Here is a 10,282-nt window from a genome sequence, read left to right on the forward strand (position 1 = left end):
TCTTCCCCGGAACCGGTATCCAGGAAAACCTCGCCGACAAGGCCAAGAAGCTTGGCATCCCGGTCATGAAGTTCGAGAAGGGGGCGTGAGCCCCCGACTTCAATCCGGGACAGAACATTGTGGAAACGTCGAAGAGCGCTTGATATTGTGGTCTGGAGAGAGGCGCCAACAACATGTTCGACATATCGCAGCAAATGGAAGTGTTCCCGACAACGGTCGATCTCAAGCGGATCGACCCGTCTCTCAACATGCGGCGCTTCTATCGAATGAGCGTTCAGCCGGACCTGTTTGGCGGCGCATGCCTTGTGCGGGAATGGGGCCGTATCGGGTTTCGAGGGCAGATGCTAATCGAACAGCACCCGGACGAGGGGCATGCTGTGACCGCCCTATTGAAGCTCGCAGCGGCGAAGAAGCGTCGCGGGTACGTTCAGTGAACGCTCTTGGACGCAGCCATTTTCCCCAGTGTTTCATCGCATCAAGAGTTCTGATGGATCAATCGGGAGAAAGGTCCAACGCCTCGCCTCGCTTTAGGATCTCGTAGATCACCCCTTCGAGGATCGGCAGGGCCTGCCGATCCTTGCTAAGGAGAAGCGTGGCGAGTGCGCTATGCGAGGACATGGCCCGGACCACTGCCGCCTGCACCGCGCCGGGCAGGTTCCCCTTCATCGCTTGATCCTTACTGTTCTTGTCGATTTGGGCCATCACAACCGGGTTCTGGCGGGTAATCGCGGCGACCTGGTTCACGAAAGCGACCTGGTCCTCGAGCGGGCTCGCCTCTCCGAAGAGGCTGTTCAGGCGCTCGATCAGCTCCTGCATGTAGACCGGGAGCGCTCCAGGCCGCCCACCGCCGCCACCGCCCATCACCGGGGCGAGGGTCGGCGGCTCCTCATCCTCCCCGTCCTTAGGCTCCTCTCGCTCCAAGATGTCATAGCCAGTCAGCGCGATCCCGTGCAGGTCGATCTCGGAAGCGGGCACCCCGTCCAAACGGTTCGCGAGCAGCTTGGAGAAGGCGGCGAAGACCTCAAGGTCTGGGTCACCGAGATCGATCAGCTGAGCAACGTAGGCGTAAAGGCGGCCGAACCGGGACAGGCCGGCCTTGAAATCCGTCAGCGACATGATCGCTGTCTCGACCTGTTCGCGCTCGTGATCGGCGCGCTTCATCCCGTCCTCGTTCCCGACCGCTTTCGCCTTCTGCCAGGCGTCCTCGGCCTCTGTGGCCCTGTTTCGAAGCTCCGTGAGCCGATGGTTATAGGCGTCGGTCGGTTCCTGCGTCGCGGCGTACATCGCCTTGTGCGCTGCCTCGTCATCCGTGCCGCTGGCGGCGGCGGTCGCTGTCCGAAACCGGGCCTTCTGGAAGTCGAGGACATGTGTCTCGTCATAGACCCCCTGGTCGTCGAGGAACTCCTTCAGGTCATAGATGACGTTGAGGTCCTGCACCTCCTCGATCTTGGCGCCCCGGTCATACTGGGCGAAAGCGGCCCGAACCACTTCCGGGTCGTTGATGAAGTCGATGATGAAGGTCTGGTCCTTCCCGGGAAAGGTCCGGTTCAGACGAGAGAAGGTCTGGACGATCTCGACCGCGTTCGCGATCTTCTTGTCTACATACATCGCGACTAGCTTCGGCTGGTCGAATCCGGTCTGGAACTTGTTCGCCACCAGCATGACCCGGTATTCCGGCCGGTCGAAGACGTGGCGCAGGTCCTTGCCGCCCGCGTCAGGGTTCATGTTCGCCTCGGTGAACTCCGCATCCTCCTCAACGACGAACGCATCCCCCTGCAACAGGTCGTCATTCGGGTGCATGACCTCTCGCCCGGTCAGTTTGCCCGAAAAGGCGACGAGGGTCTGGATGTTCCCGTATTCCGGGTTCGCCGCAATGAAGGCGTCGAACGCCCGCTTGTACCGGACTGCAGAGGCCCGGGAGCTGGTGACCACCATGGCCTTCGCTTTCCCGTCCAGCAGGTGGGCCACGTTCTTCGAAAAGTGCTCGATGATGAACCGAACCTTCTGTGTGACGTTCGTCGGGTGCAGCGTCATCCACTTCGCCAAGGCCCGCTTTGCTGCCTTCCCGTCGACCCGCTTCTCCTCGACGATCTCCTGCCCGAGGTTGAAAGCCGTCTTGTAGGGGACGTAGCCGCGAAGCACGTCGAGGATGAACCCTTCCTCGATCGCCTGGCGCATCTCGTATTTGTGAAACGAGGCCGGGAGGTTGTCGTCCGCCGCGGGCCTTGTCGGGTCCGCCGGGCGTCCGAAGAGCATCATGGTCGAGTGTTTTGGGGTCGCGGTGAAGGCGAAATGGGACACGTTTGCCGGCCGTTTCCGAGACCGCTGGACCTCCAGAAGGATGTCCTCGACCGTCATCTCCGACATATCCTGCTTGGCTGACAGGGCCAGCGTTGCCTGCAGTTTCGAGGCCGTGTTTCCGGTCTGGGAATTGTGCGCCTCGTCGATGATCACCGCGAAGTTCCGGTCCCGGAGGGACTTTTCGGTCAGGATCGCCTCCATCGCGAAGGGAAAGGTCTGGATGGTCACCACGATGATCGGAGTGCCCTTCAGCATCGCCTTGCTCAGCTGTTCGCTCTTCGACTTCGACGAGGTCTCCCGGTCGATCGCCGCGATCAGCCCCTTCTGGTGGTCGATTTGCTGGACCGCGTCCTGCAGCTGCCCGTCCAGGACGTTCCGGTCTGTCACGATGATCACCGTGTCGAAGATCGGCGTCCCGTCGTCCCGGCGCAGCTTCACCAGGTCATGCGCCGTCCAGGCGATGGTCGAGGTCTTTCCGGAACCGGCGCTGTGCTCGCACAGGTAGGGGTGCCCCGGACCCTTCGCCTTCGCGTCGCCAATCATCTTGTTGACCGCGTCGAACTGGTGGAACCGGGGGAAGATCAGGGTCTCCTTGACCGACCAGTTTCCCTTGAGGTCCACCACGTTCTTCTTCTCGACATAGACGAAGCTGTGGAAGATCCGCAGGAACGCGTCCGGCTGGCAGATCTCCTCCCAGAAGTACGCGACCGGGTATTCCCCGTCGGCCCGGGCCGGGTTACCGGCCCGGCCGTTGTCCCCCTTGTTGAACGGGAGGAAGAAGGTGTCCTCGCCCGCGAGCTTCGTGGTCATCCAGATCTCGCTGTCCGACATAGCGAAATGGACCACGGCGCCGCGATGCTGCGTCAGAAGCGGGTGCTTGCGTTTTGTGACCGGGTCGACCGGGGGCCGGTCCTTGCGGTACTGCGCCTTCGCGTGTTCGACCGACTGGGTGAAGTCCGTCTTCAGCTCGACCGTGGCCAGCGGCAGACCGTTCAGGAACAGGACGAGGTCTATGGCGAGCTCGCGGCCCGCGTGATATTTCAGCTGCGGCACGACCCGTAGCCGGTTCGACCCATAGCGGTGCAGGACGGCATCGTTCCTCTGGTCCTCCGGGGCCGCTTCAGACAGGTCCAGATGCCCCGCGCCCGCGATCGAGAAGCCTCGGCGCAGCGTCTGGACCATCCCTTGCTTTTCCAGGGCCGTCTCCAGCCGGTCCATGATTACCTGCAGGGTCTTGGCACCGTTCATGGCCTGGATCCGGTCCCATTTCTGGGGCTGGGTGGCGCGCAGCCACTGTTCGAGATCCTCTGGATAAATGGCGCGGTCCGCGTCATAGGCGTCGGTCGTGCCGACCAGCCAGCCTGCGGCTGCGAGCTTCTGGACAATGTAGGACTCGAGGTGCTTCTCGTGATGCAGGTCGCTCATTCCGTCACCTCCGTACCGCCGGCCTGCGCCTGCTGCCACTCGTGATAATTCAGCTTCGATCCCCGGACCTTCCACTCCAGCCGCCCGTTGCTGTTCCGGTCCAGCACCACCGCTGCGGCGGCCGAGGGGCTGCTGAACGGCCAGGGTTTTGCGAAGCGCATCCGGTCCTCCGCGTGCGGCACCAAGGCGCCCTCGGCGATCATCTTGTCCTTCAACCCGCCATAGCTCTGCTGGACATACCCGGTCCCGATCAGGGCCTCGGACCCTTCCAGCACTACGAACTCACCGTCTTCTTCGACGGCGGTCGCCTGAACGCCGCTCTTGTGGCGGATCTCGAAATGGACCTCTTCGGCGGTCCGGTCTTCTGCGGGTTTCGCAACCTGGGTTACGGCCCGGGGCTGGGGCTTGAGCATGTCCAGCCCGATGACCGGTAGAATGATCCGAAGGTTTGACAGGAACTGCTCCATGTTCGCGACATCGGCCTCGGGCAGGCGCCGGCGGTCGGTGTCGGGCTGGGTGCCGTTGTCGAGTTTCACCCGGCCTGCTTGCGCGGCAACACGGATCAGCCGCGCCTCGAGGTATTCGGCGTGCCCCTTCGACAGGTCGTCATCGCTGGTGGTGACGGTGATCGCGGTCTCCCAGAAATCGCGCTTCTTCGCGCTCTGTTCGATCCGCTCTGCCACGGAGTTCCCCGACCCGATATAGACCCGGGTCACGCCGGGCTTGTCCGGGTCCGGGCCGGACAGGATATAGACGCCGGTCCGGTCCACCTCGGACCGGGCGGTCAGGTCGCCGAAGGCCGAGGCGCCGCTGACAAACAATAGACCCGTCCAGCCGTGGATGGTCGCCTTGCGCAAGCCCGTGGGTTTCCCGTCGACTAGGAAAAGCTGGATGGTCCGCCCGAAGGGTTCGCCTGTGGTCATACGGGCACCTCTTTCACAAGTCTTGCCAGCTTCGTTTGGGCAGAAACCGGCATCCTCATACCTTCCATGCCGCTCTGGCGCGCCAATCCGCCGGAAAGCCCATACTGGCAGGATCGGCCAACGGGCAGCCGTCGATCAGCGCAACAAGGCGCTGTTTCCATTCATTGTCTGGTGCGATCAGGGCCAAAAGGTAATCGAGCATCACCAGTGTGTTGTGCAGATAGCGCAGATCGGCATCTCGCATGGCGACGGGCAGCTTGGCGGGGTATCTCGGAACCGTCATCGTCACCGTAAAGCGCTTGTTCCAAAGCCTGCCATGGTGGGCGCATATGTTGCGCACCGTGCTAATATGGTGCGCAAAGGACGTGACCACTGCTTCATCCAAGGCAAACGGATCAGCAATTGCTTTTCTGTCGGCGCGTGTTTTCAAGTTACTGTAGAATTTCGACAAAAGTCCGAACGACATAACCTCAGCCGCCATCCAGACCGGCGGCAGCTTGGGTGAGTTATACTTGTCACGATAGTGAATTGCGAACGCATCGTCGGAGCGATTGAACTCTTTCTCCAAATCAGTGACGTCTTTCGCGTGATGTCGGATTACTGAGTAGTGGCCCTGTTCGAGATAGCCATGGGGGCCATGGCTCATAGCCATGTGGTGTGCCCATTGCGCGCGCAGGGCCACTTCGACCCGCTCGATGGCGTCCAGTACCAGCAACCGCAGTTCGCGGTCGAAGATGTAGAGGGTCAGCACATTCTCGAAGGTTGTCCCGTCGCGGAAGGCGTGATCGCCGTTGTTCGCGGCGGGCACCTCGAAGGGCAGCCAGTAGGCCCGCAGCCGATAGTAGGAGATGAAGTTCAGGTAATGCTGTGCCTGGGCTTCGTCCCCGACAATCATGCCGCGGCGCTTGAGCAGTTCAACCTGATCAGGGACGGAGACGGCGGGTTTTTCGAACTTCATGCGGCACCTCTGTGCCGCGAAAGCGATACCCTGAAAACAAGTAACCCGCCGGGGTGCGCAGTGCGAAACCGAGGTTCCGTCCGAGGCGTGGCGGGTCTTGTTGAGACATTAGATAGGGCAGGAATCCTACCAAAGCAATAAGAAACCGACCGGTCCGCACCAAAAGTCATGCCGCCGCCCTCACGTCAATCTTGCCGGTCACGGCAGCGGTGATCAGGGCCGCGCGCTTCTCGCGGAGGAGGTCGATGCTACGCTCGGTCAGTGAGATCAGGCCGTCGATGCGAGACACTTCGTACTCAATCTGACGCGCAATCTCCACTTGCTCATTGTGCGGAGGGACTGGAAAGCGAACAGTTTTGAGATCGTCTTGGGAAATCTTCATTCGAATTGTGTTCATTTGGCCTGTACCGCTGATTTTCATCAGGATACCCTTGCCAAAACGAAGTAGCCCCTTCTGGAATCCACTGTTCATGAATATTTTCTCGAAGAATGGAACATATACGTCATCGTTTTTCGGATAGAGCGCATAGTATACGGGGCTGATCGCTCCATAGTATTTTGATCGTCCCACTGCGCCAACGATCACGTTCATACTGTTTAGGACGATATCCCCCTCGTGTGCGATCTTGTATGCAGTCAGGTCGTCCTTGCTCTTATTTCCGCCACGGCCCTCTTCCGTGTATGGAGTGACGCCATGAGCGATAGACAGAGACAGAATGTTCTCTGTTTTTACGGGGTCATTCTTCTCATTTCGGAAATTGAAGAAAGCACGAAGAGGCTTGACCTCCCAGTGCACAGGTATTTCACCGATCCAAGCTTCTCCCGAGTCCTTGGTCGGCGCATCCGGGTCAAAACCTTTGGTGACCGCATGGGTGATCACGGCCGCCCGCTTTTCTTTCAGCAGCGCGATGAACTGAGTCTTCTTCTCGATCAGGCCGTCAATCCGCCCGGTTTCGCGGTCGAGGAAAGTTGCAAGAACTTCTGCGACCTCGGGTGCAGGAACATCAATCTTGCAGTAGCGAACCTTGTTCCATGTGAGGCGCAAACCCATGCGCACGCCGGTCTTGAAGACTCCCAACTGCTGGATAATCCAAGAGCTCTTTAGCGCATATTTGAGATATGGAATAATCCGCTTGTCACATTTTGGGCGCAGCAGAGTGTAATCAGGACTGATACCTCCAGATATTCCGCAATACTCGATGCCGTGCGCGTGACTGCTCAACGAGATGACAAAATCGTCTGGTTGTGCGGGGCTCACTGAATAACCCTCGCGCAAAGCCTGTTGCGGCTTCATTCCCAAGGAGGCTTGCGGCACGATACCGTGAACCACACTTGGCGTGAGCAGCTCTGTTCGCTCTAATGGGATAAGTTCTTTAACCTCAGAGAACAGATGATCGAGGCGGGTTTCGGTGAAGCTCATTCCGTCACCTCCGCCAGCACCGCCGCGATTTCCGCCTCGACCGCCTTCAACTCGGCGTCGATCTCCTCCAGATCGCGGGGCGGCTGGTATTCATAGAAGTAGCGGTTGAAGTTGATCTCGTACCCCACGACGCCCACCTGGCCGTCGTAGTCGTCTCGGAAGCCCTCATCCACATAGGCGTCGGGCGCATGGGGCAGCACCTCTTGAGCCATGTAGTCCCGGATGTCTGTTCCGAGCGGGATGTTCTCGTAATCCGTCAGGTCGTCATCGGGGATGACCTGGCCCTTCTTGTCCAGAACCGGGTCAAGCTCCGGGTCGCGCACGCCGAACGCCTTCTGGAACGCCTTGATCAGGGCGGCGTTCACCTTGCCCAGACTGGCATCGCGCTTGGCCGCATTCTTGACCCAGGCCTCGAACCTCTGCCAGCCATGCGCCTCGCCCATGTCCGCCTCGAAGAGCGCAGTCCAGGCGGTCTGCACTTCGGGCGCGAGCTTGCCCCATGCGGTTTCATCCGCCAGCGCGGCCAGCCCCTCGGCCGAGATCACGATCTTCTTGCGCAGCGGGCGCAGGACCTTCACTCGGCGGTAGCCGAAGTCGCGGCTGTCGAATATCCGGCTCTCCTTCGTCTCGGCGAAGTTGGCATACATCTGGACGATCTGCCGGATCTGACCATCCCCGACGCGGCGCCGCTTGTTCCCCTCGCTCTTGCGCATCGGCTCGAACAGCGCGGTCGCGTCGATCAGCTGGACCTTGCCCTTTCGGGCGGCCGACTTCTTATTGGAAAGGAGCCAGATGTAGGTGCCGATCCCCGTGCGGAAGAAGATCTCGGTCGGAAGCGCGATGATCGCCTCGACCACGTCCTCCTCCAGCAGGTAGCGCCGGATCTCGGACTCGCCTTGACCCGCGTTCCCGTTGAACAGGGGCGAACCGGACAGGACGATCGCCGCCCGCCCGCCGCCACGCTCCGGCGTCTCCAGTTTGCTGAGGAGATGCAGGAGGAACAGCATCGACCCGTCGCTGACGCGCGGCAGCTTGGGGCCGAAGCGGCCCTCGAACCCCTTCTCCTGATGCTCCCGGACCACGGCGGTCTGGTCCATCTCCCATTTCTTGCCGAAGGGAGGATTCGAGACGCAGTAATGGAACCGCTCGTTCGCGAGCTTGTCGTCGGACAGGGTGCTGCCGAGCTTGATGTTCTTCGACAGGTCGCGGCCCGGATCGGACTCGACGGTCTTGAGCAGCATCGAGGCGAGGCAGACTGCGTGGGTCTCCGGTTCCAGCTCCTGACCGTAGGGCACGATGACCGGAGCGATGGAGTAGCGGTCGCGCAGGGCGTTCACATGTTCCATGCCGTCGGACAGAAAACCGCCGGTGCCGCAGGTGGGGTCATAGAGGGTCCGGATGAGCCCCGGGTTGTCGATGAACATCTGGTCATCCGGGTCGAGCAGCAGCTCGATGGCCAGATGGACCACATCGCGCGGGGTCATGAAGTCCTCGGCAGCCTCGTTCACCTCGGCGCCGAAACGCCGGATCAGGTGTTCATAGACGTTGGACATGACCCGTTCCGGAACCGCGTCCGGGTGCAGGTCGATGGCGGCGAAGTTCTGACAGATCTTGTAGAGGACCCCGGCCTTGTCCATCCGGGCCAGCGTGTTCGCGAAATCGAACTGTTCGAAGATGACCCGAGCGTTGTCGGAGAAGGAGGCGATGTAGTCCTCGAGGTTCTGACGGGTCCGGGTCGCACCGAGGCTGCGCAGGTCGTAATTCGAGGTGTTGTAGAACGGGTAGCCGGTCTGGGTCCGCAGGATCACGCCCAGGTCGATCGGGCTGTCCTTCATCGTCTTGACGGTTTCGCGCACTTGATCCCGGGTCGGTTCCAGCACGCATTCCAGGCGGCGCAGCAGGGTGAAAGGCAGAATTACCTTGCCGAAATCGACGTGCTTGAAGTTCCCCCAGAGGTCGTCCGCGTTCTTCCAGATGAAATCGGCGAGAGAGGTGTTCGTCGTCTGGGTACTCATCTATGCGCCTTCACTGCTATTCGTTTTCGTCTCAAGGTGCTGTTCCAATAATCGTGCTGCCAAACGGAAGCCGTCGACCTGACTCATCCGGTGCCGGACACAGAGTTCCTTGAAGGCCCACCGCTCATCCTCGGTGATCTTCAAATTTAGGTTCGAAAGTTTCGCGGCATCATCACCCATCGGGCATCTCCTCGCGGATAATGACTTACCTTCCATTCTTCCATTAAAGAATTCAATCACATTCGTTTGGGCGGCCCCTTTTCAGCCTGATCCACAGTTGGAAAGCGGATTTTTTAGGGGACTTCAGATCCAGTTCCTTGTTCCGCTCGATCTGTGTTCTTTCGGGTCACGCCGACACCTTCGATGTCGTTGTGTCTGAGAGTATTAGCCAGTACCTTGTATGGCGTCGCTCACCGGTTCGGCTGAGCGCACCTTTCTCGACCAGATCCTGCAGATCGCGGGTTCCGGTTGCGCGTGAGGTTCCGGTGATCTTGAGATAGTTGTCGGCGCTGAGTCCGCCTTTGAAACCGCCGGGGCCTTCCCGAAACATTCGAGCGATGGCCTTGGCCTGGCGTTCGTTCAACTGGTCCCTGTGACGATCGTAGAAGTGTGCCTTGCTGATGAAGAAGCCGACGCGGTCGAGTGTTGCCTGTTGGGCCTTCAAGACAACTTCTGCGAACCAGACGAGCCAATCGGTCACGTCGAGCGTTTTTTGATGCTGCTCGAGCTGATCGTAGTATCCCTTGCGCTCCTTCTCGATGGTGAAGGCGAGCGAGATGAGGGTGGGCTGGCCAATGTTCTGCGCCAGCGACTTTTCAGCGAGGGCGCGACCCAGGCGGCCGTTGCCGTCTTCGAATGGGTGGATACTCTCGAAATAGAGGTGGCTTAGCCCTGCGCGCGTCAGCGCTGGAAGCGGCTCTGCTCCCCCCGGCCCGGTCTTGTTGAACCAATCCGCGTATCGCTCCATCTCAGGCATGATCCGCTCCGAGGGCGGCGCTTCGAAATGGATCGTGGGCCGGTCAAGGCGGCCGGAAACGATTTGCATCGCCTCGGCGTGTTGTCGGTAGGCCCCGATGGTTTCCAGCCGACGGTCATGGGACAGGAGCATCCGATGCCAGCGATACAGTGTCTCATGGGTCAGCGGCTCTGCAAAACTGGAATAGACGTCGACCATCATTTCCGCGACGCCCTGTTCGCGCGGTTTGGCAGGGTAGCTGTCCGGATCGAGGCCCAGATGGCG

General features: G+C 60.3%; 8 protein-coding genes. 1 reads left to right on the plus strand and 7 read right to left on the minus strand.

Annotated features, from left to right (window positions below):
* The first annotated feature begins 173 nt into the window (after positions 1-173).
* Positions 174-434, plus strand: a complete 261-nt coding sequence (locus tag C8N42_RS20195; RefSeq protein WP_107818221.1) for a WGR domain-containing protein — start codon at positions 174-176, stop codon at positions 432-434.
* Between the two features lie 58 nt (positions 435-492).
* On the opposite strand, the gene C8N42_RS20200 is transcribed toward C8N42_RS20195, so the two are convergent.
* From C8N42_RS20200 to C8N42_RS20230, 7 genes are all read right to left on the minus strand, one after another.
* Positions 493-3,726, minus strand: a complete 3,234-nt coding sequence (locus tag C8N42_RS20200) for a type I restriction endonuclease subunit R (RefSeq protein WP_107818222.1) — start codon at positions 3,724-3,726, stop codon at positions 493-495.
* Positions 3,723-4,649 carry a GIY-YIG nuclease family protein gene (locus C8N42_RS20205; protein ID WP_107818223.1) on the minus strand — a complete coding sequence of 309 codons (927 nt, stop codon included), beginning with the start codon at positions 4,647-4,649 and terminating at the stop codon, positions 3,723-3,725. The genes C8N42_RS20200 and C8N42_RS20205 overlap by 4 nt, the downstream gene beginning before the upstream one ends.
* Before the next feature lie 55 nt (positions 4,650-4,704).
* On the minus strand, positions 4,705-5,607 hold the full coding sequence (locus C8N42_RS20210; protein ID WP_107818224.1) for an Abi family protein: 903 nt from the start codon (positions 5,605-5,607) through the stop codon (positions 4,705-4,707).
* Between the two features lie 166 nt (positions 5,608-5,773).
* Positions 5,774-7,027 (minus strand): restriction endonuclease subunit S, encoded by a 1,254-nt coding sequence (locus tag C8N42_RS20215; protein WP_107818225.1) that lies wholly within the window; start codon positions 7,025-7,027, stop codon positions 5,774-5,776.
* Positions 7,024-9,042, minus strand: coding sequence for a type I restriction-modification system subunit M (locus C8N42_RS20220; RefSeq protein WP_107818226.1), 2,019 nt, complete (start codon positions 9,040-9,042; stop codon positions 7,024-7,026). The genes C8N42_RS20215 and C8N42_RS20220 overlap by 4 nt, the downstream gene beginning before the upstream one ends.
* Positions 9,043-9,222, minus strand: coding sequence for a hypothetical protein (locus C8N42_RS20225; protein WP_018001757.1), 180 nt, complete (start codon positions 9,220-9,222; stop codon positions 9,043-9,045).
* Between the two features lie 166 nt (positions 9,223-9,388).
* Positions 9,389-10,282, minus strand: an 894-nt coding sequence (locus C8N42_RS20230) for a Fic family protein (protein ID WP_107818227.1), incomplete at its 5' end; no start/stop codon positions are given.

This window comes from Celeribacter persicus (genome assembly GCF_003050785.1).
GTDB lineage: Bacteria > Pseudomonadota > Alphaproteobacteria > Rhodobacterales > Rhodobacteraceae > Celeribacter > Celeribacter persicus.

Bases quoted from the DNA above. Each gene is read 5' to 3' on its own strand.
- C8N42_RS20200 (WP_107818222.1), bottom strand. From the start codon at position 3,726: ATGAGCGACCTGCATCACGAGAAGCACCTCGAGTCCTACATTGTCCAG.
- C8N42_RS20195 (WP_107818221.1), top strand. From the start codon at position 174: ATGTTCGACATATCGCAGCAAATGGAAGTGTTCCCGACAACGGTCGAT.
- C8N42_RS20220 (WP_107818226.1), bottom strand. From the start codon at position 9,042: ATGAGTACCCAGACGACGAACACCTCTCTCGCCGATTTCATCTGGAAG.
- C8N42_RS20210 (WP_107818224.1), bottom strand. From the start codon at position 5,607: ATGAAGTTCGAAAAACCCGCCGTCTCCGTCCCTGATCAGGTTGAACTG.
- C8N42_RS20205 (WP_107818223.1), bottom strand. From the start codon at position 4,649: ATGACCACAGGCGAACCCTTCGGGCGGACCATCCAGCTTTTCCTAGTC.
- C8N42_RS20225 (WP_018001757.1), bottom strand. From the start codon at position 9,222: ATGGGTGATGATGCCGCGAAACTTTCGAACCTAAATTTGAAGATCACC.
- C8N42_RS20215 (WP_107818225.1), bottom strand. From the start codon at position 7,027: ATGAGCTTCACCGAAACCCGCCTCGATCATCTGTTCTCTGAGGTTAAA.